This is a genomic window from Streptosporangium sp. NPDC001559 (assembly GCF_042893955.1).
Classification (GTDB): Bacteria; Actinomycetota; Actinomycetes; order Streptosporangiales; family Streptosporangiaceae; genus Streptosporangium.
In genome coordinates this window covers 213102-236419 of the sequence record NZ_JBIAVG010000007.1, presented here as the reverse complement: position 1 = coordinate 236419, position 23318 = coordinate 213102, and the positions used below count along the sequence as shown (strand labels likewise).

General features: G+C 70.3%; 20 protein-coding genes and 1 pseudogene. 6 read left to right on the top strand and 15 right to left on the bottom strand.

Annotated features, from left to right (window positions below):
• Window positions 1-67 precede the first annotated feature (67 nt).
• On the top strand, window positions 68-2527 hold the full coding sequence (gene aceE / locus ACFYY8_RS18070; protein WP_390042091.1) for a pyruvate dehydrogenase (acetyl-transferring), homodimeric type: 2460 nt from the start codon (window positions 68-70) through the stop codon (window positions 2525-2527).
• A 188-nt stretch (window positions 2528-2715) separates the two neighbouring features.
• Here the strand turns inward: aceE and ACFYY8_RS18065 are convergent, their stop codons facing one another.
• The 4 genes from ACFYY8_RS18065 to ACFYY8_RS18050 form a co-directional block, all read right to left on the bottom strand.
• Window positions 2716-4233 (bottom strand): PepSY-associated TM helix domain-containing protein, encoded by a 1518-nt coding sequence (locus ACFYY8_RS18065; RefSeq protein WP_390042089.1) that lies wholly within the window; start codon window positions 4231-4233, stop codon window positions 2716-2718.
• 315 nt (window positions 4234-4548) lie between these two features.
• Window positions 4549-5763 carry a Dyp-type peroxidase gene (locus ACFYY8_RS18060; protein ID WP_390042087.1) on the bottom strand — a complete coding sequence of 405 codons (1215 nt, stop codon included), beginning with the start codon at window positions 5761-5763 and terminating at the stop codon, window positions 4549-4551.
• On the bottom strand, window positions 5763-6338 hold the full coding sequence (locus tag ACFYY8_RS18055; protein WP_390042085.1) for a copper chaperone PCu(A)C: 576 nt from the start codon (window positions 6336-6338) through the stop codon (window positions 5763-5765). Before ACFYY8_RS18055 ends, ACFYY8_RS18060 begins: the two co-directional genes overlap by 1 nt.
• A gap of 166 nt (window positions 6339-6504) precedes the next feature.
• A complete protein-coding gene (locus tag ACFYY8_RS18050) occupies window positions 6505-7068 on the bottom strand; it encodes an MFS transporter (protein WP_390042083.1) in 564 nt (187 codons plus the stop codon).
• A gap of 117 nt (window positions 7069-7185) precedes the next feature.
• Here ACFYY8_RS18050 and ACFYY8_RS18045 point away from each other — a divergent pair, with 117 nt between their 5' ends.
• Window positions 7186-8364 carry a hypothetical protein gene (locus tag ACFYY8_RS18045; RefSeq protein WP_390042080.1) on the top strand — a complete coding sequence of 393 codons (1179 nt, stop codon included), beginning with the start codon at window positions 7186-7188 and terminating at the stop codon, window positions 8362-8364.
• Window positions 8358-8546 (top strand): hypothetical protein, encoded by a 189-nt coding sequence (locus ACFYY8_RS18040; RefSeq protein WP_390042076.1) that lies wholly within the window; start codon window positions 8358-8360, stop codon window positions 8544-8546. The genes ACFYY8_RS18045 and ACFYY8_RS18040 overlap by 7 nt, the downstream gene beginning before the upstream one ends.
• Here ACFYY8_RS18040 and ACFYY8_RS18035 read toward each other — a convergent pair.
• The gene (locus ACFYY8_RS18035; protein ID WP_390042074.1) at window positions 8533-9252 is read right to left on the bottom strand and encodes a MerR family transcriptional regulator; all 720 of its coding nucleotides are present in this window, start codon (window positions 9250-9252) and stop codon (window positions 8533-8535) included. The two genes, ACFYY8_RS18040 and ACFYY8_RS18035, sit on opposite strands and share 14 nt — an antisense overlap.
• Window positions 9253-9290: 38 nt before the next feature.
• Entirely contained in the window at window positions 9291-10715 is a 1425-nt protein-coding gene (locus ACFYY8_RS18030) for a serine hydrolase domain-containing protein (protein ID WP_390042072.1), read from the bottom strand.
• A 212-nt stretch (window positions 10716-10927) separates the two neighbouring features.
• On the opposite strand from ACFYY8_RS18030, the pseudogene ACFYY8_RS18025 reads away from it, so the two are divergent.
• Window positions 10928-11064 (top strand): annotated as a pseudogene (locus ACFYY8_RS18025) (IS630 family transposase); the annotation flags it as partial.
• A 269-nt stretch (window positions 11065-11333) separates the two neighbouring features.
• Here the strand turns inward: ACFYY8_RS18025 and ACFYY8_RS18020 are convergent.
• The 3 genes from ACFYY8_RS18020 to ACFYY8_RS18010 all read right to left on the bottom strand — a co-directional run bounded on the left by ACFYY8_RS18020 (window position 11334) and on the right by ACFYY8_RS18010 (window position 13986).
• Window positions 11334-11534: a hypothetical protein gene (locus tag ACFYY8_RS18020; protein WP_390042069.1), complete on the bottom strand. Its 201-nt coding sequence runs from the start codon at window positions 11532-11534 to the stop codon at window positions 11334-11336.
• Between the two features lie 122 nt (window positions 11535-11656).
• Entirely contained in the window at window positions 11657-12430 is a 774-nt protein-coding gene (locus ACFYY8_RS18015) for an MBL fold metallo-hydrolase (RefSeq protein ID WP_390042066.1), read from the bottom strand.
• A gap of 416 nt (window positions 12431-12846) precedes the next feature.
• Window positions 12847-13986, bottom strand: a complete 1140-nt coding sequence (locus ACFYY8_RS18010; RefSeq protein ID WP_390042064.1) for an FAD-dependent oxidoreductase — start codon at window positions 13984-13986, stop codon at window positions 12847-12849.
• 276 nt (window positions 13987-14262) lie between these two features.
• Here ACFYY8_RS18010 and ACFYY8_RS18005 point away from each other — a divergent pair, with 276 nt between their 5' ends.
• A complete protein-coding gene (locus ACFYY8_RS18005) occupies window positions 14263-16119 on the top strand; it encodes a hypothetical protein (RefSeq protein ID WP_390042062.1) in 1857 nt (618 codons plus the stop codon).
• A 427-nt stretch (window positions 16120-16546) separates the two neighbouring features.
• On the opposite strand, the gene ACFYY8_RS18000 is transcribed toward ACFYY8_RS18005, so the two are convergent.
• From ACFYY8_RS18000 to ACFYY8_RS17975, 6 genes are all read right to left on the bottom strand, one after another.
• Entirely contained in the window at window positions 16547-16900 is a 354-nt protein-coding gene (locus ACFYY8_RS18000) for a hypothetical protein (protein WP_390042060.1), read from the bottom strand.
• Between the two features lie 166 nt (window positions 16901-17066).
• Window positions 17067-17615: a hypothetical protein gene (locus ACFYY8_RS17995; protein WP_390042058.1), complete on the bottom strand. Its 549-nt coding sequence runs from the start codon at window positions 17613-17615 to the stop codon at window positions 17067-17069.
• A 19-nt stretch (window positions 17616-17634) separates the two neighbouring features.
• Window positions 17635-18519 (bottom strand): RNA polymerase sigma factor SigJ, encoded by an 885-nt coding sequence (gene sigJ, locus ACFYY8_RS17990; RefSeq protein WP_390042056.1) that lies wholly within the window; start codon window positions 18517-18519, stop codon window positions 17635-17637.
• 140 nt (window positions 18520-18659) lie between these two features.
• Window positions 18660-19067: a hypothetical protein gene (locus ACFYY8_RS17985; protein WP_390042054.1), complete on the bottom strand. Its 408-nt coding sequence runs from the start codon at window positions 19065-19067 to the stop codon at window positions 18660-18662.
• Window positions 19068-19150: 83 nt separating this feature from the next.
• A complete protein-coding gene (locus ACFYY8_RS17980; protein WP_390042052.1) occupies window positions 19151-19708 on the bottom strand; it encodes a TetR/AcrR family transcriptional regulator in 558 nt (185 codons plus the stop codon).
• A 54-nt stretch (window positions 19709-19762) separates the two neighbouring features.
• Window positions 19763-20572 (bottom strand): oxidoreductase, encoded by an 810-nt coding sequence (locus tag ACFYY8_RS17975; RefSeq protein WP_390042050.1) that lies wholly within the window; start codon window positions 20570-20572, stop codon window positions 19763-19765.
• An 86-nt stretch (window positions 20573-20658) separates the two neighbouring features.
• Between ACFYY8_RS17975 and rph the strand changes: the two genes are divergently transcribed.
• Complete coding sequence (rph, locus tag ACFYY8_RS17970) at window positions 20659-23295, top strand: rifamycin-inactivating phosphotransferase (protein ID WP_390042048.1); 2637 nt, start codon at window positions 20659-20661, stop codon at window positions 23293-23295.
• Window positions 23296-23318 lie beyond the last annotated feature (23 nt).

The following is a 23318-nucleotide window of genomic DNA, read 5'->3' as shown; positions in this document are numbered from 1 at the left end:
GGTTTCACAGTCCCATAATGACGGATGGAAACATCCTATGATCGATCATAGGGTGTTTAATGGTGGCATGGAGAAGGACATTGACCCGCAGGAGACCGCGGAGTGGCTGGAGTCGCTGGAGGCGGTGCGCCGGGCGGCAGGCCCTGAACGGGCCGAATACCTGCTGAAGCGGCTGGCCACGAGCAGCCGGTACATCAACACCGTGCCGACGTCGGAGGAACCCGGCTATCCCGGGGACCTCGAACTGGAGGAGCGGGTCGCGGCCTACGACCGGTGGAACGCGGCGGCGATGATCACCAGGGGCAGCCGGCTCGGTCTCGGGGGTCACCTGGCCACCTATGCCTCGGCCGCCTGGCTGTACGAGGTCGGGTTCAACCATTTCTTCCACGGCGGTCATGACCAGGTCTACTTCCAGGGCCACGCGTCCCCGGGCGTCTACGCCCGCGCGTTCCTGGAGGGGCGGCTGACCGAGGGCCAGCTCGACCTGTTCCGGCGCGAGCCCGAGGGCGGGCTGCCGTCGTACCCGCACCCGCGGAGCATGCGCGGGTTCTGGCAGTTCCCCACGGTGTCCATGGGCCTGGGGCCGCTCAACGCGATCTACCAGGCCAGGTTCAATCGCTACCTGCACAACCGCGGCATCAAGGACACCTCGCTCAGTCACGTATGGGCCTTCCTCGGCGACGGCGAGATGGACGAACCGGAGTCCACGGCGGCCATCACCCTGGCCGCCCGCGAAGGGCTGGACAACCTGACCTTCGTGATCAACTGCAACCTGCAGCGGCTCGACGGGCCGGTGCGCGGCAACACCCGCATCGTGCAGGAACTCGAAGGCGTCTTCAGGGGCGCGGGCTGGCACGTCGTCAAGGCGCTGTGGGGCGCCGAATGGGACGGGCTGCTCGGTTCCGACGAACTGGTGTCCCGCCTGGGCGAGATGCCGGACGGGCAGTTCCAGACCTTCGCCACCTCGACCGGGGCCTACATCAGGCAGCACCTGTTCCACGGGCTGGACATGCCGTACTCCGACGAGGACCTGCGGCGCATCGTCGGCGGCTCACGGGCCGGCCACGAGCCACGTAAGGTGCACGCCGCCTACCGCCGGGCCCTCGACCACCGCGGCGCGCCGACGGTGATCCTCGTGCAGACCGTCAAGGGGTGGACGCTCGGGACCGGCGTGGAGGCGCGCAACGCCAACCACCAGATGAAGAAACTCACCCAGGACGAGTTCCGTGCGCTGCGCGACCGGCTCGGACTGCCGGTGCCGGACGAGGCGCTCGACGCGGACCTGCCGCCGTACCTGCACCCCGGGCCCGACTCGCCCGAGGTCCGCTACGTGGCCGAGCGCCGCCGCGCCCTGGGCGGGCCCATCCCCAACCGAACCGTCTCCCACCAGCCGCTGCCGGCACCGGCCGAGCGGCCGTTCCAGTCCCTGGAGAAGGGGTCCAAGCAGCCGGTGGCCACCACGATGGCCTTCGTCCGCCTGGTCAAGGACCTCATGAAGGAGCCGGAGACCGGACGCCGCTGGGTGCCCATCGTGCCCGACGAGGCCAGGACCTTCGGCATGGAGTCGCTGTTCCCCACCGCCAAGATCTACTCGCCGCTGGGCCAGCGCTACGAGTCGGTCGACCGGGACCTGCTGCTGTCCTACCAGGAGGCGGTCGACGGCCAGCTCCTGATCGAGGGCATCACCGAGGCGGGATCGATGGCGTCGTTCACGGCCGCCGCCTCCAGCTACGCCACCCACGGCGAGGCCATGATCCCGTTCTACATCTTCTACTCGATGTTCGGCTGGCAGCGGACCGGCGACCAGATGTGGGCGCTGGCCGACCAACTCGGCCGCGGATTCCTGATCGGCGCCACCGCGGGACGGACCACGATGACCGGCGAAGGGCTGCAGCACGCCGACGGGCACTCCCAGTTGCTCGCCTCCGCCAACCCCGCGTGTCTGGCCTACGACCCGGCCTTCGGTTACGAGGTCGCGGAGATCGTGCGCGAAGGACTCCGGCGCATGTACGGGCCCGACGGCGAGGACGTCTTCTACTACCTCACCCTCTACAACGAGCCGCTCCCCCAGCCCGCGATGCCCGAAGGCGTGCGCGAGGGCATTCTCAAGGGCATCTACCGCTACTCCTCCGGCGGCGGCCAGGCCCATCTGCTCGCCAGCGGCACCGCGATCCACTGGGCGCTGGCCGCGCAACGGCTGCTCCAGGAGGAGTACGGCGTGGGCGTCGACGTCTGGTCGGTCACCTCGTGGAGCGAACTGCGCCGCGACGCGATGACCTCCACCGGAGTGCCCTACCTCCGGCAGGCCCTGGCCGGGACCGAGGGCCCGGTGATCGCGGTCAGCGACTGGATGCGCGCCGTGCCGGATCAGATCAGCCCGTGGATCGACCGGCCGTGGACCTCCCTCGGCACCGACGGGTTCGGCCTCTCCGGCACCCGGGAGTCCGTACGCGAGCACTTCGGCGTCGACCCACGTTCGATCGCCGACGCCGTACTGAAGTCCGTCGAGGAGACCGGCCGGAGATGACCGGCCGGCTTCACCACCCTGAGACCGAGCCGTCCGGGGGGCGGCGCCCCGTTCCGCCGTACGCGGAGCGGGGCGCCGCCGGGTGGAAAGCGTATGCGGGGGCAGGCCGAGTAAGCCGGAAAGGCCGGCCCGGTGGGCTGTCGATCACCTCACCGGTGGTGCCGCAGGCCGGGTGAGGCGGCGTCGGTTCAGCCGACCAGGACGTTCAGTTTCGGGATGCGGCGTACCACCAGCCAGTCCAGGATCAGCACCGCGACCATGGTGATCCCGGCCAGCGGGAACAGTACGCCCAGCACGGCCATGACCGTCAGCACCCCGTAGGCGGTGCGCCGGTCGGTGCTCCTGGCCGGCGCGGCGAGACGGCCGCGCGGGCGACGTTTCCACCACATCCACGCCCCGGAGACGACCAAAGTGATCATCGCCAGGCAGGCGCCCAGCATGACCAGCATGTTCACCGTGCCAAAACGGCGCCCCTCGTGCAGCGCGATGCCCTGTTCCACGGTCTTGGCCAGTACCCCGTACTCCTCCCAGCCATAGTCGACCAGGACTTTTCCGTTGTACTGGTCGACCAGCACGGTGCGGCCCAGTGCCGGGTCCTCGGCGTCGGTGGCGACCATGGTGTAGACGCCCGTGGGCCCCATGGGAGGCAGCACGCTCAGCTCGCACCCGGGCGGGGCGCAGCCTCCTGCTTGCGGGGCGGCGGCGGCCAGTGCCCGCTCGGCGGTGATCGACCCCGGGTACGGCCAGCCGTCTCCGGCCGCACCACCGCCGTGGCCCTCATGCCCGGCGCCGCCCTCCGCCTCGGTGGCGGGCACCGGCAGTTGCTCGGCGGCCCATGGAACCGCGGCATCGGGGTTGGTGGTCAGGTTCTTCGCGGGGACCGACTCGCGGGCGAACTTCGCGGAGTCGGGCACGGTGGATCCGACCGAGGCCTGGAGCTTGGAGAGGTTGTCGCCCCAGAAGCCGGACCAGGGAAGGCCGGACAGCACCAGGAACACCAGCACCACACCGGCCCCGGCCCCGGTCACCGCGTGGATGCGGCGCAGCCGCCCTCGTTTGAGCGGGCGCCACGCAGAGCGGGGCAGCCGGCGCCGGGCGGGGCCGCGCCACCACAGGTACGCACCGGTGACCACCAGGATCAGCGCCCAGCAGGCGGCGGTCTCCACGATCCTGTCGCCGGCGACACCGGCCATCAGTTCACCGTGGATGGTACGCACGACCCGCATGAACGTGGCCGAGTCGTCGATCTGGCCGAGGACCTTGCCCGTACCGGGATGGACGTACACCGACATCCCCGGCGCCCAGGGGTTGGACGGGTCGCCGCCGACCATGATGACCCGGGTGGTGCGGTCGGGCGTCTGTGGAGGGATGACGCTGTCCAGTTTCGAGCCGGGGCGGACGGCCAGGGCCGCCTGGATCTGACTGCTCAGCGGCAGTGCGGAGGCGACGGGGGCGGGCAGGGCGCGCACGTCGGCGTAGCGCCAGTTCTCGAAGGGCGTCTTGAACAGGTAGATCGCGCCGGTGATCGCCATCACCAGCAGAACGGGCGCGGTGAGGAGACCGGCGTAGAAGTGCCAGCGCCACACGACGCGGTAGCGCCAGGAGGAGCCGGACGCGGAACTCTTCGGGGAGGAGTCGGTGGAGTCGGTGGCTGGGTCGGCGGCAGAGTCCGGTAAAGGTGCTGAAGGGGGAATCGTGGAGGTCATGGAATGAGTCCGTTTCACGCGGTATGGGGGGTACGCGGCACGGCGAAAGGTCACCGCGCGGCGGTGCGCGAGCATGGTTGCGGCACGGGCGGCGCCGAGCCGCCCGTCGGCGAACAGGAACCGTCCCGGCCGGAGGCTTTCGGACGGAGGCCCTCGGACAGAGGGCCCCCGCTCGCGTGAGGCGATGGCCGGGCGCACACGCCCCGGCGGTGTGAGCGCCGACGACGGGTCCGCGGGGCGTGAGCGGTTCCTACAGGGCGGGTGCGCCCGGGTCCGCATCGCCGGAGACCGGGTGACGGGTGAGCAGGAGCGGGGTCATGTCAGCAGGCCCTGTCCGATCCAGCCACCGGGGTCACAGCCCGGGGGGATGGCGAACACGGCCGAACCGATCGGTATGGTCCACTTGTTCAGCAGGTCGGCCTCGGCCAGCCGTTTCTGCACCGGCAGGAACTGGCGGGTGATGTCGGCCTGGTAGGAGGCGAAGACCAGCCCGCTGTCGGCGCGTCCGTCGGAGGTCACGGCCTCGTCGTAGTTGTAGACCCGGCGGAAGATCCGCAGGGCGGGGTCGGCGGTGTGCGCCCGGCGGATGTGGGAGTACTCCGAGATGACCGGAAACCCCAACGCGCTCAGCTTGGTGAAATCCGGTTCGTCGTGCTCTCGGGTGCCGGTCAGCGGGGCGCCGGTGTCCAGGCGGCGGCCGACGGTGAACTCCTTGGCGGCCCGGTCGGCGGCGTCCCAGGTCTCCATCTCGGCCTGGATGCGCCGCAGGACCAGGGTGGTTCCGCCGTGCAGCCAGGCCGGCCCTTCGCCCACCCACACCGCGCGGTCGAAGTCGGGGGTGCCGGGGACGGGGTTGACGGTGCCGTCCAGCTGACCCATGACGTTGCGCTGTGTCTGCCCTGGGACCTGCACTCCGGCCGCGCGCCGGAACCCGTGCTGTGTCCAGCGCACCCGGGCGAAGGCGCGGGCGTCCTTGACGATCATGCGCAGCGCGTGCGCGGCGGTCAGCGGATCGTCGGCGCAGATCTGCACCAGCAGATCACCGCCGTTCCACCGCTCCTGCAGCCTGTCGATGGAGAAGCCGGGCAACTGCCCGATCTGCCCTGGACGCCGGTCCTCCACACCTGCCGCGGTGAACAGGCCGGGGCCGAAACCGAAGGTGACGGTCAGCCGGGCGGGCAGTGCCGCCAGTTCCGGCTCGGTGTCGGCCAGCGCCGCACGGCCTTCGGTCAGCCTGCGGGCGTCGTCGGTCAGCAGGCGCATCATCCTGCCGATCGCCTCCCGGTCGACGCCCTTGCGCAGATCCAGTCCGACGAAGACGGCATGCGCCTGAGGGGCGGTGGCGATCCCCGCCTGATGCGGCCCGTGAAACGGCTCGGTCGCGGTCCCGGACGGCGTGGCGGGGGTGGCGGCGTGTGCCGGCGCGGAAACCGCCAGGGCGTGTACGGCCAGGGCGCCGGTCGCGACGGCGCCGGCGGACAGCAGGCCGCGCCGGGTGAACCCGCCAGGCCCGGTGACCGGTTCGGGCATCAGTTCTTGTCCTTGTCATCCGAGCCGCCCATGTCCATACCGCCCTCATCGTCACCCTGGTAGTTCTCCTTGCCGCCGGCGAACTCCTTCCCGATCGCGGTGAACTCCAGGGTGCCGCCGTCGGCGAGGGTGAGGGTGAACGGGACCTCCGCGCCCGGCTCGACCTTCTTGGTGACGCCCATCAGCATGATGTGGTCACCGCCGGGGGCGAGTTCGTGGGTACCACGTGCCGGAATCACGATGCCCCCCTTCTTGGGGCGCATGACCATCTTTCCGTCGGATTCGACGACCTCGTGCAGCTCGACCTTCGGCGACAGCGGGGAGACGCCGGACACCACGGTCACCTCGGTGTCGGTGTTGTTGACCAGGGTGCCGAAGGCAGCGGTCATGCCCTTGCCGGTGGTCTTGATCCAGGGGTCGGTGATCGTCAGCGCGGCGGCAGGAGACGCGGCCGCGCTTGACGGGGGCGTCGAGGGCGCGGCGGAGGTGGTGCCCTCAGCGGCGCAGCCGCTCACGAGCACGGCCGTCAGGGCCAGGGCGGGAAGGGCGCGGGAACGCGAAAAGGAGAAGAACACGGTAAGGAAAGGCCTCTCATGGCATGCCTCGGCAGCCGGAAACCCCGGTCGTGCCGACGGCGGATTCACGCAGGATCACTTCGGGGCCACGCGAACGTCGCGGCCACCGGCACCCGGGCCGACGAACCCGGGCGTGACGATCTCCTCCGGCACCGCCGCGGGGCGGTCAGCCGGAAAGGAGAGGAACCTGCGCGTACGGCGGGCCGCGCCGAGGCACCGCGGAGGCCAGCAGCACCGAACGCAACCGTCCCGGCTCGGGCGCCGCCACGACGACGACCGGCTCGCACACCGGCCGCAGGTAGGCCACCAGTACGAGACGCAACCGCGTCGTCAGCCGGCGCAGCAGCCCCCACAGCACGGCCTCGCCGCGGGCCAGCCACAGCGCGGTCAGCCCGGCCGCCCAGGCGTGCGCGACCAGCATGCCCACACTCGGTGCCAGTCCTGACATGTGCACGTGGCCCATGGCGTCACGGGCCGCGGGAGCGTGGTCGAGGGAGAACAGCACGTGCAGTACGGCCTGCACTCCTCCCAGCAGCGGGAGGATCACGGCCAGCGAACGCTCGCGTCCCGAGGCCGCCACTGCGGCGCCGAACGCCAGCGACAGACCGCCCGCCGCCACCGGAGCCGAGACCGATCCGCCGCCCAGCCGGTGCGCCAGCACGCTCAGCCCCAGGCACACCACGGCGAACACCGCGGCGCGGACGAGACGGAACGGCAGGGAGGCGGTCATGATGCGGCCATCATCCCATCCCGTCCCGTCAGTCCGGAATGGGGTACCGGTCCGGCCCTGCTGCGGGTACGGCCGAAATATGGAGGAACCAGCCGAACCTCCGAGCCGGAGCGGGCGATGCTCAAGCGGCGCCCGCACAACCGGCTGGGCTGGGCGGTCCAGTGGGGAACGGTACGGATGCCGGGCACGTTTCCGCGGCTGTCCCGCCTTCGTAAGGCCGTAGCGACGATGGCCAGTGCGCTCAGCGTGCTCATGGACACCCCACCGGCCGGCATCACCGCCCCGGACGCCCCGGACGGCGATGCCACAGAAGCGGGGCGGAGCCGGGCAGGGGCGTTGAGCGTGGCTCAGGCGTGGGAGTTGATCGAGCGGGTCGTCCCCCGCCAGCAGCTGGTCAAGGCCTTGGCGGAGCTGAACGAGATGCTGCCCGAGGGCGGCGATCCCGACGCCGATGCCGGGTGGCGGGCCCAGTTGCTGGAGCGCTACGCCACGGTGCGAGGGTTTGTGGCGTTGCTGGCCGAGGTGGTGCCATGGGGAGTGACCAGAGCCGGAGCGCCGATCGCGGAGGCGCTGCGCCAGCTGCCCAGGGTGCAGGCCCAGCGCAAACCGGCCGCCGAGCACATTGATGTGGTGTTGCTGGCCGATGGAGGCCGGCGGCGTCCGGTGCTGGGCAACCCGCATCTGGCGCCCGGCGGGCTGATCGACGAGCACGCCTGGACGTTTTGCGTGCTGGAGGCGCTGCACGTCGCGCTCAAACGCCGTGATGTGTTCGCCCGCGGAGCCGATGCGTGGGGCGACCCGCGTGCCCGGCTGCTGTCGGGCGCGGCCTGGCAGGTCAACCGGCCGCGGGTGCTGGCCGCCTTGGAGCTGCCGGGCAACGCCGCCGAGCACCTGGCCGAGATGGAGTTGCTGCTGGAGGAGACCTACCGGCACATGGCCGACGGCTTGGCGGGCAACGCGTCGGTGGAGATCGTCGGCGGCAAGATCCGGCAGGAGAAACTCGGGCCCGAGCCTGAGCCCGAGGGCCTGGCCGTCTCGTCCGAGATCCGCTCCCGCCTGTCTCCTCTGGTATGTGATCACATCAACTTCCACGGCCGCTATCCCATCGTGCGCTCGCACCAGGGCCGCCTTGCGCCCGCTGCGGGACCCGAGCGCCGAAAACGATCAGATCTGGCCGTGAGCGCTCCCCCGAGCACGGCGCCCAGCCGGATCATGCCCCTGCGGCTGAGGGGCGTATCGGTTGAGCTTCTCCCCCGGGGCGCCGGCGGCGCCAGGGCTACGGTGATCGCATGGTGATGCGCCTGCTGTGGGAGCCTCTGCCCCAGTCGTGGCCGAAGGTAGCGCCCGAGCGGTCCGGCGGGCTGCGCGGTCTGCCGGCCCGGATACGGGAGATGGCCGCGGTGGTACGGCACTACGACGACTTCGAGCGGCGGATGCGGCGGGAGGCGATGCCTGTGGTCGTCGCTAGCCGTTCATGAGCAGGGCCAGGCGGTCCCAAGCGGGGGATGAGGCTCCAGGCTGGGTTTGTGCGGCCAGTCGGGCGATGGCGGGGTCGTGGACGGGGCGGGTCTCGGAGCGGCTGTGGTGATGGGTGAACCAGATCCGGATACGGTCCGCGAGGGCGGGAAGGCGGGGATCGTCCGGTGACCAGTCGTAGGCGGCGTCATGTTCGAGGTAGAGGGCGCGGAACTCGGGGTCGTCCATGAGTTCGTGCTTTTCGGTGATCCACAGGGAGGCGTCCTCGGGTGAGGCGGTTTGCACGAGGATCCAGCCGTCGCGTTCCAGGTGTATCTGGCGCTCGCTGACGCCGGACTTGCGCAGGTCGTCGAGGTAGTCGGCGACTTGCGGGGAAACGAAAAGCCGGTCGCCGCCGCGCAGCTGGGCGAGTTGATCGCGGGTTCGCTGCAGCTGCGCGATGCGGTCTTGGAGATTGTGGTCGATCTCGGCGATGGCTGCCGTGAGCGCGTCCGGGTCGGTGTCGAGGAGGTCTTTGATGCGGGCAAGTGGCACGCCCGCGTGTGCCAAGGTCCTGATCTTGATGAGCTTGATGGCATGCGCGGCGGTGTAGCGCCGGTAGCCGGAGGAGTCGCGCCCGGGCTCGGCGAGCAGACCGCGCTCGTGATAGTGGCGGATGGCTTTGACGGTCACTCCGGCGTAGTCCGCGAGCTGGCCGATCCTGAACATGCTGGGCATCCTTCCATCCGGCGGGTCAGTCGGAGTGGTCAGGCCCGTCGGGTCAAGCGGCCACCACCGTTGCGGAAGCACGCCTGGCCGTCGCGGATGTCGCGGTAGGAGACGAGCAGCAGTCGCAGGTAGCCGTCGAACGCCTCCAGTGGGTATCCGGCGGGGGCGAAAAGGCCCGGCCGGATGGGCACGTAGCGCTGCGGCGGGGCGGAGATCATGCCGCCGGTGAACTCGGTGAAGATCTGCTTCTGCGATTCGTCCGCCGGTTCGTAGGTCGTCCGCTCCTCAAGCTGACCATCGACGATGCTGACCTCGATGCGGAGCTGGTTGGAGCGGTAGGTGCCCACGTAGGGAGTCAGGTCGACGTCCTGCTCCAGTTCGGTGATCAGAGCGGGGATCTGGACGCCGAGGTGCTCGCTCAGCAGCCACTGCAGGATCTGGTCCTGCAGCATGACCGCCCCCGGCGTGTTACCGAAGGCGGCGAAGACCAGATCGTGCTCGGGCAGGATGCACAGGAGGGAGACACCGCCGGGCGACGCGCCGGACATGGCCAGGACGGTCGTGTCGCCGAACGGGTACAGCACCCAGCCCAGGCCCATCGGCGGGGTGTTCGGGGTCGCCATGTCGTACGAGACCTGCTGCATCAGCGCGGTCGACTCGGCCGACAGGACGCGCGTGCCGGAAGGCGACACCCCGCCCGCGAGGTGGGTGCGTCCGAAGGCGATCAGGTCGGCAACGGTGCCGATCGGCGTCCCGCCGGCCGGCCCCCAGGTGTCGGGCAGCGTGAACATGTTCGTGCACTTGGCCGTCATGGTCTCGGGGTCCAGGAAGTGGCCGACCGCCGTGCTGCGCAGGATGGCTTGCTCGGCGGAGGTGCTGGAGTTCTTCATGCCGACCGGGCCGTAGATCTCGCGGACGAGCAGGTCGTGGAAGGGCAGGCCGGTCACCACTTCCAGCAGCCGGCCCGCGACGATCATGCCGCCGTTGGAGTAGCTGAGCTGCTCGCCGGCCTCGAACAAGGTGCCGCAGTTGCTCACGAGGCCGCGGACGTAGGCCTTCAGGGCGTCACGGCCCTTAGCGTCGGGGAAGAACAGGTCCGCGTCGATGCCGTTGGTGTGGGAGATCAGGTGCCGGACCAGGATCTTGTCCGCCGCGCCCGGCGCGGTCAGGGCGAAATCGGGAAGGTACTTCACCGCCGGAGTGTCGAGGTCCAGCAGACCACGGTCGACCTGCCGCAGGACCAGCGTGGTGGTCAGGACCTTGGTGACGGAGCCGAACAGGAAGCCGGTGTCTTCGCGCATCGGTGCGCCGGTGGCGAGGTTCGCGGTGCCGTGGGCGAGGACGATCTGCTCGCCGGCGTGGTAGACGCCCGCGACGAACCCGGGGATGTTGTCGGACTCGCAGTAGGCGGCGGCCTGCTCGCGGATCCGGGCTTCGACGGTGTGCAGTGCGTTGGTGTCCATGTGGAGCATCGTCGGACCTTGACCTAGGGGAAAGGTCAAGCCCGGAACAGAAAAACGGTTCGTCATGCGTTACGTCGAACCCGGTGCCGAAGCTATCAGGCCGTCGCCGTCCACCTCGCCCCGCCGCGCAGGCGCCAGTAACCACGATGCTGGGGAAGGCGCCCCTGCCGGGTGGGTGGTGCTGATCACGTTCGATCGGCGCGGGAGGCCAGGTGACGCAACCGGTCAAGGTCCGCAGGCCCACGGGCCAGGAAGGGCAGAAGCTGCAGCGCGCGGCACGACCAGCACAGTCCGGTACCGGCGGGCGATGATCCTGCTGGCCTCGGCCGGCGACAACACCGTGCCGGTACCAGGCACTACCCGAGCACTGGGCAGGTTTCTCCCGTATCTCGGCGGTCCCCCCGCCGCGTCCATGACCGCGTAGCCGTCCACGGGGACGGCCTTTTGGTTCCAGCATTCGTCGACGGATGCGGTGGCGTCGGCCGCGGGGGCGTGCGCGGTCAGCAGCAGGGATGCGGCGATTTGCGCTGGGGTTAGGGCATGACGGGGCGCGGCACTGCTCTTTGACCGCGTCTCCCCTTCACCGCCAGATGCCGTCCCAGCGGGCGGTGAAGGCCCTCAGCACACGCGGTATCGACCGGTGGGGTGCTGCGCAGGCACGCCTGCCGGTGTGACGGGCAGGTGCTCGAGCTCCTCCAGGGCGATGCCCACGTCCCGTACGGCGGTGCTGAACCGCTCCTGCAGCCTGCGCACGATCGGGTCGTCGGGCAGTCGCTGCAGGTGCGGGTCCACGGTGCTCTTCAGCAGCCGGTCCAGCACGGTGTAGGCGTGACGGCCCTGGCTGAGTTCGCAGGTGATCCAAGCCTCGATGCCGTCAGAGAACCCGCCGCCGTCCTTGCGGCTCCGCAGCCGGTCGAGCTGCGCTCCCGCGTGGTGAGCGTCTACTGGTCGCCTTGGCCGGGCCGGTCGGTCAGACCGCTCATGTTGAGGGTGAAGGTCTGCCCGTCGTCGGGGAAGACGATGTTGGGCCGGTCGGAGCCGGTGACGTCGTCGCCCAGGTGGGTGGGGATGAAGGTGCGGTCGGGCCAGCGTCTGGACAGGGCCTCGACGTCGTCCAGGCCCATGTGTCCTACCCTGGAGGTGCGGAAGGAGGTGTCGAGCACCACGACCGCGCTGGTGGCGGTGAGGCTCTCCGCCGCCGGGCAGTACACGGTGTCGCCGGTGTAGCCGAGGGTGGTGGACTGGGCGTCGGTGATGGCGTACCCGAGCGCGATCGGTGTGGTGTGCTGCACCGCGAAGGCCTGCACCAGGTAGTCGTGTCCCCGTCCTGGGCCCTGCCACTGACCGCCGCCGTGGCCGAACTCGACGAAGTGCGGCCGCACGTTGGGTTTTACGGTCTTCCAGGTACCCGGATAGCTGAGCTGGAACAGGTGCTGGATGCGTTCCTGCAGGCCGGTGGGGCCGACCAGGACGAGTTCACGGTCACGCCGACGCAGCAAGCCCTGCTCCATGAGCAGGAAGATGATGTCGAAGAAGTGGTCGGCGTGAAAGTGCGTGATGAGGCAGATGTCGATGGCCGTCAGGTCGGTCCCGCCGCGGCGCATGGCCTTGACCGACCCGTTGGGTGTGTCGATGAGGAGCGTGTCGTCGATGAGCGCGCAAGCGCTCATCCGGTCGGTGAAGATGGATCCGGTGCCGATGAGGTGCAACTTCACGTCGAGGCCTTTCCGGATGTCGACGCGGCGCTCATGAAGGTGCCGTCGTCCGCTGTCGAGTGCAGGGGCGGGTGCCCTTGTCGGGCGGCCGTCAAGGGCCAAGGCGTCGTAGCGGTCAGCGCGCGAGTTCTCTGCCCCGCGTGCCGGACGCTACGTAACACGTGCACCACGCCTTCCCCGCCCATCCCAGCGAGATCCGCATCGGGGGATGACACCGAGCTCCCGCTACCGGAAGACCAGCGCTGAGATCAGTCTCAACCGCTGGAACGGCTGTCAGCCCTTTCCGGCTTACTTGGCCTGGCCCCTTATGTGGGCTGACCATCAGGTGTCTGACCTGGTCGAGAGATGCTTGGAGTACCTGAGGGCACGACGACGCTCGCCCAACGCCGCGAAGTCCTACACGCGAGACATCGGCGTCACCGGCGAGGGCGGCCGATCGCCAGGTCCGTGAGACGTGGGTCGACTTCGGGAAACGAGCCGTCGCCGAACAGGATCCGTGCCGCCAGCGCACGGCCGGCACGACCGCGTAGCGCGGTCACCGCCGCCTCCGCCGCGGCAGGGGATCGGATGCCGGCGAACACGCGGCGCAACAGCAGCCGGCCGCGGAACCGGGTCCGCAACGCGTCCCCGTCGTACCGGCTCAGCACACGCTGGTCGCCGGTACGCAGGTACCCGGCGGTGACCGCCGCGGCCAGTTCGGACATGCGGAGGCAGGGGTCCAGCCCACCGGCGGTCAGCGGCGACACCGCGCCCGCCGCGTCTCCGACGAGCAGCCCGGCGGGGCACGCCAACCGTCGCAGTACACCGCCGACCGGGATCGGACCACCTCGGCGCTCAACCGGCCCGGCCGGCGGTGTACTGCCGGGCGCATCTGCGGCGAAGGCGTCCAGCAAGTGGCGGACGCCGGTGCGCATCGCGTTCGGATATCCCGCGACGCCGACATGTGCGTACCGGCCGTCGTCGATGACCCATCCCAGGTACCCCGGGGCGATCCGAGGGTCCAGCACGCAGTGGAACGCCGGGGTGGTCGTGCCCGGCGTGATCGGGTGGACGATCTCGGCACCGACGAGGAAGCGGCGGTTGACATCAAGACCGAGATCACGGGCCACCCGGGAGCGGGCGCCGTCCGCGCCGACGACGAACCGGGCCGTCACCGGTTCCGCACCCGTGAACCGCACAAAGCCCCTCGACGCGTCGACATACCGTACGCCCAGAAGGACTCGTGCCCCGGCCGACTCCGCCGCGCGGCGCGCGTGTTCGTAGACGGCCGCCATGTCGGCCACACGGTACTCGTCCCGGTCGCTGGTGAGCCGGATCGGTGCCCGCCGCGACGGTGGATACAGCAGCACGTCCCGGACACCCGGCCCGAGCAGGTGATCCGGCACGTCGAAGTCATCGAGGGTACGGCGCACGAAGATCCCTGTCGTGCGGATGCCCGTCGACAGCGACCTGCGACGGTCGACCACCATCACGTTCAGTCCCCGTCGCGCGAGCAGGCGGGCCGTACTCAGGCCGGCCAGCCCCGCACCCACGACCAGTACATCCACTGTCTGCACACCTTGCGACGGTAGGGGGAACGCCTCATCCATACGCTGGTTTGCACGCTACCTGCCCTGTACCTCCACACCGCCGCCATAATCGAGACCGTGGAGCGTTCCCAGGGCCTCGGCGAGGAGTTCCCGCCCGATCAGGCGATCAGACGGGATCTCGTCAACCGTTCCTGATCTGGCTCAGGAACGGCCCGCAAGACCGCGCACCGCGTTCGGGCCACGTATTCCACCGTCAGGGTCGTGGTGTCGTCGCGGTCCCCGGATGCGTCGCCGCACCGACGGGTGGCCGCCGTCCGGTTCCAACCGAGCCAGGTTGACCGGCCCGAGCGGCCCAATAAGATCATCCGCATCGTAGCCTCACTCCGGGTCGCAGTCGCCCGCCACCGCTTCGGGCGTCCGGCCGCCGTCGCCGTCGCGCTCTACCTGACCGCTGTCGCCGTCGCCGCCGGATATGACGGCGGGCGATGGTTCGCCGTCGTCGCGACGGCGAGTTTCTGGCCGTGGGACGACGGAGCGCGGCTCCTGCCCGCGGCGATCGGCGTGTTCAACGCGTGGGCGCTGTGGCAGATCCTGCGCGGCCCGGCCTTGCCACGTTCCGGGGCGCTGCCGCGTGATGTGGTGTGGCTGCGGCGCCTGCTCTACGCGGACGTGGCCGGCGACCTGCTGCTCTGGGAACTCCTCGATGACGTGTCCGGCGTCGCGGAGCACGTTGCGCGCTGGGCCGTGTGGACCGCCACCGTGTTCCTGCTGGTGTGGGCCCTGGCCGGGGTGTCGGCCCGGTTCCGGATCACCGCCCTCGGGCTCGGTCTGACCGGGGCGCTGGCCGCGGCGCTGCGGCCGTTCGCCGAGGGCCCACTGCTGACGGCGTTGTTCCTGGTGGCGATGGCGACCCTCGGCTGCAAGGTGATGATCATCGTCGGGCAGAGACGCGACGGACGGTTCAGCGCCGTCACGGTCGGCATCGGCTGGACCGCCCTGCTGGTCCCGCAGGTCTACTTGCTGCTCCAGATCGGACGGGTGACGTTCGACGGCCTGGCGCTCGCGGTGCACGCGCTCGACGGGCTGCTCGTCGTGTGGGCGGCGCGCACCGCGCACGAGCTCGCCTCGCCCGGGACGGGCGTCCCGGCGCCCGGAACCGGCCGGACGCCGCGGTTGCTCGCCGCCGCCGTCGTGCTCGTGCTGCCGGCGGCGGTCGTCGGCGCCGAGGAGGACGCCCGGCTCACCTACACGGCCGCGGACGAGGGCTGCCGCGACCGGCTCCGGCCCGCGACCGGCCTCGGGCTCGAGGAACGGCGGCGGTCGTTCCTCTGTCTGGCCAGGAGCGAGACCTTCGCGGCGGACGCGATGTTCCCCGAACGGCTGGCCGACCAGCGCGTCCTCGCCTATGGCGCTCGGCTGTGCGCGCTGCCCGGTGACCGGGAACGGAACGCGCTGCACGAGCGGGTCGGCGGCACGGCGGACGCCATCGAACTGGCCGCGGCTCTGGAGTACCTGTGCCCCGGCATCGTCGCCCGGCAGGTCGCCGATGCGCACCGCCGTCAGGCCGAGCGCGACCTGCAGGAGGCCAGGTGGAAGGCCGAGGCCAACGCCCGGTGCGCCGACCCGTGGCCCGGGGTACGGGCCAGACGGCAGGGCACGGCCGCGTACATGCTGCCTGAAGGCGGCGGCTACGCCGTCTTCGACGACCGTGACGACGGCGCAGGCGATCCCGGGGACATCTACGGCGACGGCGACGAGGTCGCCGACATCTTCGACGCCGTCGAGGACGGCTTCATCGACGTCGTGGGCAGCAGCGCCGCCATCGTGACCAGCGGGGACGCGACGATGTGCTTGACGGTCAAGGTGTTCGACCGCGCCCCGCCGCTCAGGCTCACCGGCTGGGACCAGGTGGTAGAGGTGGGCATCGCCAGCCGCAGCGGCCGCCTGGTCGTGCCGACGTACCCAGAGGGTGGCGACGCCGGGGCGGCCAGGCCACTGCCGGACCTGGCCGTCGCCGGTCCAGGCCACTACCGCCTGCGGATCTATGCCCGCACGCTGCCGTGGGACGAGAACGACCCCGAAGCACCGCTGGAGGAGCACCTGCTCGTCGTCCATCCCGGCCGCTCGACGGACAAGGTCGTCCACCGCCCGCGCGGCTGACCTCGCCGAGTGCGCGCGTTCAGCACGGTCGAAACGTTTCCGGACACCTGTTCGAGGAACCGGCGAGGCCATGACGAGCGCCTGCGGTGGTCGTCTGCCGACCGGTACGGCCAAACCGAGATCGACTCACCCGCGGCGCCCCGACCTGTGGGAGGCTTGCCGTTTCATTCGGGCCGGACGACCCCAAGACCCCGGCTCGTGGCAGTGGGCGGGTCGAGCCGCTGGTCGAGGTGGCGGAGCGGCGGCTCGACCGGCGGCTCCGGCGGAGCCGGTGGATCGCCAAGACACGGACTGCCCCGGCCGTCATGGTCGCCGACGGTCGGACGCAGGAGCGTCATCCGGGGCAGGAGTTCGCCGCGGCTGCTCCCGTCACAAGGGCCGGGCGGACCCGCACGAGATGGGATGCGAGGGTCGTGGCACCTTCGGCTCAGCCCGTCGTCAGCCGCAGCACCGCCTTTCTCCCGGACAGCGAGAGCGCGTGGACGGTGATGCCGTTGACCGTGACCGAGCCGCTTCCGCTGAAGTACGCCGAGCCGCTCACACCCGGCCCACTGGACTTCACATAGACGCCGCCGGCGTTGAAGGACAGGGTCAGCCTGGTGAAGCCGAAGCCGGGGTCGATCCGGAACGAGACCTTCTTGGTGATGGAGATCTTGCAGTTACCGTCGTAGCAGGCACGAAGGTTGGGCTTGGCGGCGGCGAAGGCCGTGGTCGCGCCAGCGGGGACGATGGTGAGGGACACGGCGACCGCCAGGGCGGCGGTCCGGATTCTGCCGGACATGATCCTCCTCGGTTTCCGTCTGCGAACGGAACGGAAAAGTCCTGAGCAAGTTCAGTGTGCGCCTGTTGCTCCGGGACCGCTCCCGGAACGGGCGGGTGTGAGCCGGTTCCCCGTCGTGGTCGGAGCCGAAGGCCGGCCGCCCGCAAGGCGCGGGCGCCCACGACGCTCAGTCGTAGGAGGCCGCCTTCCTGGCGATGGCGTGCAGCATGACGCGGCGGATGACCCCGCTGAAGGGCCGGATCAGCCGCCAGTAGGCCAGCATCCTGCGCCGGGTGGCCGCCGACTCTGCGGTGACCCGCGTCTCGGTGCGGAGCAGAGTGCCATGCTCAGTCGGGATCAGCTCGAAGACGGACGCCGACTTGGCGAAGCCGGGCACGTCGTAGTCGCAAAACTGCCCGGCCGGGCAACTGCGGCGGAACTCCGCCGACCGCAGCCGCCAGAACTGACTGATCGAGCCGAGCACGACATACCGCTGCGGCTCGCCGGCCAGCTCGAACCAGCCCCGGCTGAGCATCGTGCCGATCACCGTCGGCGCCTCGTTCGCCCCTCTCGTCGAGAGCGAGCGGACGCTCATGAGCAACCGCACCAGCGGAAGCTCCCCGGGTGACAGCGTGTTCAGCGCGGTCCAGACGGTTTCCGGCCGCTGCCGGATGTGCAACTCGTGGCGTTCGGAGCCCAGCGGCTGCGGGATGAAGTCTTCCAGGACCTTCGGCATGCGCGTGTCCCCTCGTTCGTCAGTTGTGCCGCGACAGGTGGGCAAGCTTTTCCGGGTTCGCCATGCCGTAGACGGCGCGTACCCGGCCCCCGGAGGAGTCCGCCTCGACGGTGACGACCGCGACCGGCCGGTCACCGGCGACGATCAGGGCGGTCGGCGTGCCGCCGGGGAACGCCCAGCGGATCTCGCACCCCGCATAGCGGGGCCCGACGGCGGCCAGCAGGCGGGCCACCTTGCCGGCGCCGTGCACCGGCCGCAGCGCGGCGCGGACCCGGCCACCCCCGTCGTTCCACAGCGTGACCTCGGGCGCCAGCACGTCGAGAAGATCGGTCACGCTGCCTCCGACGGCCGCGTTCACGAACCGCTCCGCCGCCACCTGGGCGGCGCGCCGGTCGGCGGTGAAGCGGGGTCGCCGCGCGTGGACGTGCCCCCGCGCCCGGTGCACGAGCTGGCGCACCGCGGCGGGGGTCCTGTCGAGAATCCCGGCGATCTCGTCGTACTCGTAGGCGAAGGCCTCCCTGAGAACGAACGCGGCCCGTTCGAGCGGCGACAGCGTCTCCAGAACGACCAGCAGACCAAGCGCGACACCACCACGGCGTTCCTCCCGGCCGTCGGCGCCCTCCTCGGTCCACAGCGGTTCCGGCAGCCACGGGCCGATGTAGTCCTCGCGCAGCCTGCGCGCCTTGCGGAGCTGGTCGACCGCCCGATGCACGACGATGCGCATCAGGTACGCGCGTGGATGCTCGATCGCCGCGTGGTCGACCCTCTCCCAGCTCAGCCACGTGTCCTGGACGACGTCCTCGGCGTCGGTGACGCTGCCGAGAATGTCGTACGCCGCCGCGAACAACAGGTTGCGGTTCGCGGCGAAGACCGTCGCCCGCTCGTCCACGATGTCGTCCGCCACTTCCGTCCCCCGACTCCCCCGGTTGCTTGCCTTTCCCCCATAGGACGAACCCGTCGCCGGCCGTGTGACATCTCCGTCGACACGGCCGTTCCCGGCGTCTTCGAGGTCGCGTTCCACCGGAGTGACCGGTTCTGACCCGGCTACACGTGAGTCCGTGACCGGCGGGCGAGTTGCCTGCGGTGCACCACGAGACCGGCCAGCGTCAGCAGCGAGACGAGGCCGAGCTGCCACCAGTTGTCCGGACTGCCGCCAAGGTCCAGGTCGGCCGCGTGGTTCACCGCGTGCAGCGTGTTGGTGACGAAGAACCCGACCAGCACGATCGACAGTACGTCATGCCACACCAGCGCGCTCAGCATCATCAGCCCGATGCCGATCTGGAAGACTCCGGCGTCGTGCAGGAAGTGCACGTGATTGGGGAACCGGGCGAAGACCGCGAAGCCCGCCGGGTCGACGCGCATCCACACGCCGAAGACCAGCATCGTCAGCGCACCGACCACCACGGCCACCTGGACGAAGGTCCTGGCCGGCCTGCTGTAGCCGTTCATCATGTCGTGTCCCTTTCCTGTGCTCGCTCTGGTGATAGGACGAGCACCCAGGGCGGCGTGTGACACGGCTCCTCCCACGTCGCCGGTCAGCCGACGGCGTCCACGCCTTCCCGGTAGCCGACCTGCCGCAGGATGGTCACGAAGTAGGCCTTGACGGCGTCGGCGCTCTCGGTGGCCGGGTAGGAGCCCAGGTGGTGCAGCACCGCGCCGTTGAGCAGCTGCTGGACGGCGTCCAGGTCACAGTCGCCGGGAAGCTGCCCGCGCTCGCGCGAGCGGCTCAGCGCGGCGTGCTCGGCCGCCGCCCGCCGCCCGCCGTGGGAGTCGCGGTACGCGCGCAACAGCTCGGGGTGGTCGTCCACGGCGCCGTACAGCCGCCGCAGCATGCGCCGGTTGCGCGGGCTGCTCAGGTAGGTCGCCCAGTTGTCGAGCATGTGCTCGATGTCGGGCCAGTCGAGGGCGCCGGGGTCGTGATCGTGGTGCACCGACTCGATGGCTTGAATCAGCAGGGCCGTCTTGTCGGGGAACCTCCGGTAGATGGTGGCCCGCGTGACGCCGGCGCGCTGGGAGACCTGCTCGATGCTGGTTCCGCCCGCGCCGCGTTCGATGAAGAGGTCGAGAGCCGCCGCGAGAACCGCCGCGTCCACCTCCTGGCTGCGCGGCCGCCCCGGTGGGAGTCGTCGAGGTCGTTTCACGGCGCGCTATCCGGCCTTGGTGACCAGCGCGTCGAACGCCCGGTCGGGCAGGATCCGGTTCAGGGCCAGGAGTGTCCTGGCCAGATAGCCGACCGGGTAGCGCGGTTTCGGCCTGGGCGATTCGACGGCGCTCCTGATGGTCCTGGCGACCACGGCGGGGGCGGAGCCCCTGGTGTTGCCCTCGGCCCGGCTCGCCATCGACTCGGCCAGCGCGCCGTAGGCCCCGTGACCGGAGGTCTCGCGCAACTCGCGCGGCGTGTCCTGTTCGAACTCCGTCCTGATGATGCCCGGCTGCACGACCACCACGTGGACGCCGAAGGACCGGCACTCCTGGCGCAGCGAGTCGGAGTAGGTCTCCAGGGCGTGCTTGGAGGCGTGGTACCAGGCGACGAGCGGCAGCGAGATCTCACCGGCGATCGAGGAGACGTTGACGATCGTGCCTGAGCGCCGTTCACGCATGTGCGGCAGGACGAGCTGGGTGAGCCGGGCCGGGCCGAAGAGGTTGACCTCGAACAGGCGGCGGGCCCGCTCGACGGGCACGTCCTCGACGGCGCCGTGCAGACCGGCTCCGGCGTTGTTGACCAGCACGTCGATCCGGTGCCGCTCGTTCAGGACGGCGTCCACGACGCGGCCCAGATCGTCTTCCCTGGTGACGTCCATCGCCAGAGCGTAACCGCCTGCCTGACGCAGTTCCGTCATCCGGTCCACCCGGCGGGCGGCGCCGTACACGATGTGGCCGGCCCGGCGCAGCTCCAGCGCGGTGGCGCGGCCGATGCCGGACGAGGCACCGGTGACCAGGCAGATCTTGGGAGTCAAGGTGGAGTCCTTCCCCTGTCGGCGACCCCTGATTTCAATACAGTACTGTACTGTATTGAAACATCGGGTGAGAGACAGGATCCGCCATGAGTGCCTACGTGCTCGGGCTCCACGACATCGATGAGACACGGCTGCCCCTGGTCGGCGGGAAGGGGGCCAACCTCGGCGAGCTGTCCGCGATCCGGGGCGTCCGCGTGCCGCGCGGCTTCTGCGTCACCACCGACGCGTACGAGCAGGTCGTGGAACGCGACGCGTCGGTCAGCGCGCTGATCGGCGGGCTGACCGGGCTGCGGGCCGACGACCGGGCGGGCATCGCCGCCGCCTGCGCCCGGCTGCGCGCCGCCGTCGAGGGTCTGACCGTGCCCGACGAGATCCGGCACGACATCGAACGCAACCTCGGCGACATGGGCGGCGCGGACGTGGCCTGCGCGGTCAGGTCCAGCGCCACCGCCGAGGACCTGCCGTCCAGTTCCTTCGCAGGCCAGCAGGACACATACCTGAACGTGCGGGGTGCCGAGGCGGTGATCGACAGCGTGCGGCGGTGCTGGGCGTCGCTGTTCACCGACCGGGCGGTGGCCTACCGCATCCAGAACGGCTTCGACCATCGCGCCGTACGGCTTTCCGTGGTCGTCCAGCAGATGGTCTTCCCCGAGGCGTCGGGCATCCTGTTCACCGCCGACCCGGTCTCGGCCAACCGCACGGTGGTCTCGATCGACGCCGGGTTCGGCCTCGGTGAGGCCTTCGTCTCCGGGCTGGTCAACGCCGACAACTACCGGGTCAGGGCGGGGCGGATCATCGACAGGAAGATCGCCGCTCAGACGAAGGAGCTGCGCGCGCTGCCGTCCGGCGGCACCGAGGAGCTTCCCGTCGAGCCCGCGCGGCGGACCGCGCAGAAACTCGGCGACGAGCAGATCCTGCTGCTGGAGAGACTGGGGCGGGAGATCGAGGCGCACTTCGGCCGCCCCCAGGACATCGAGTGGGCGCTGCACGACGGCGCGTTCCACATCCTGCAGAGCCGCCCCATCACCACGCTCTATCCCGTGCCGCCCGCGCACGACGGCAAGAACCACGTGTACGTCTCCTACGGGCACCGGCAGATGATGACCGACGCCTTCGCCCCGCTGGGCCTGTCGTTCTTCTCGCTGCTGCACGACAAGCTGGGCCGTACGGCGGGCGCCGTGGCCGGCAACCGCTTCTACAAGGACGTCTCGGCCGAGCTCACCTCGGCCTGGGCCAGGCCCGCCACGCTCAAGAGCCTCGACCAGGTCGACGTGCTGATGGCCAACGCGCTGCGGGCCGTGCTGAAGCGCAAGGAATTCACCGCCGGGCTGGCGCGCGGCAAGACCTCGATGCTGGACTTCGGCGAGGGCGGCGTGCTGCCGATCGTGCGCCACTATCTCAAGCTCGCCCGCGAGGACGACCCCGGCGTCGTGCCGGACCTGATCGCGTGCACCGAGGCGACGGTGGAGCGACTGCGGAGCGAGATCGCCGACAAGTCGGGCGACGAACTGTTCGCCCACATCATCGACGACCACGACGTACTCGCCGAACTCACCTTCGACCCGCGCAGCGTGGCGGCGGCCTTCCTCGGCATCCAGTCGGTCAACTGGGTCAACAAGCACATGGAGGCCTGGCTGGGCGAGAAGAACGCCGCCGACACGATCGCCCAGTCCGCCGACCACAACGTCGTGGCCGCCATGGGACTCGACCTGCTCGACGTCGCCGACGCCGTCCGCGAACACCCCGACGTGCTGCGTTACCTGGAGACCGCCCGGTGCGACACCTTCTACGAGGGGCTGGCCGCGTGCGCGGGCGGGGCGGCCGTGGGTGACGCCGTCCGCGGCTACCTGGACACGTACGGGATGCACTGCGCCGGTGACATCGACCTCACCAGGACCCGGTGGAGCGAGGACCCGACGCTGCTCGTGCCGCTCATCCTCAGCGACATCAGGAACTTCCCGCCCGGGGAACGCCGCCGCAAGGCCGAGCAGGGCCGTGCCGAGGCCGAAAACGCCGTGAACGACCTGCTCACCCGCCTCCGCGCGCTGCCCGGCGGCGCGGGCAAGGCCAGGAAGGCGGCCAGGAAGATGAGCCTGATCCGCCACTTCATCGGCTACCGCGAGTACTCCAAGCACGCGCTCCTTCTGCGGTACGAGATCTACAAGCGGGCGCTGATGAAGGAGGCCGCCGGGCTGGTCGCACGCGGGATCGTCAAGGAACCCGAGGACGTGTACTTCCTGTCCATCGAGGAGTTCAGGAAGGTGGTCGACACCGGCGAGCTGGACTACTCGGTCATCACGCGGCGGCGGGAGGAGCACGAGACCTACCAGAGGCTGACTCCGCCGCGGGTGATCACCTCCGAGGGCGAGGTGATCTCCGGCGCGTACGAGCCGGGCGCCCTGCCGGAGGGGGCGCTGGCGGGCATCGCCGTTTCGTCCGGTGTCGTGGAGGGCCGGGCGCGGGTCATCCGCAGCATGGCCGAGGCCGACCTCGAGGACGGTGACATCCTCGTCACCGTCTTCACCGATCCGAGCTGGTCGCCGCTGTTCGTCTCGGTCAAGGGGGTCGTCATGGAGGTCGGCGGGGTGATGACGCACGGCGCCGTGGTGGCCCGCGAGTACGGGCTGCCCGCGGTCGTCGGCGTTGAGGACGCCACCCGGCGGATCAAGGACGGGCAGCGCATCCGGGTGAACGGCGCCGAAGGGTACGTCGAGATCCTCTGAGAACATGCCGGGGCGGCGCCGCC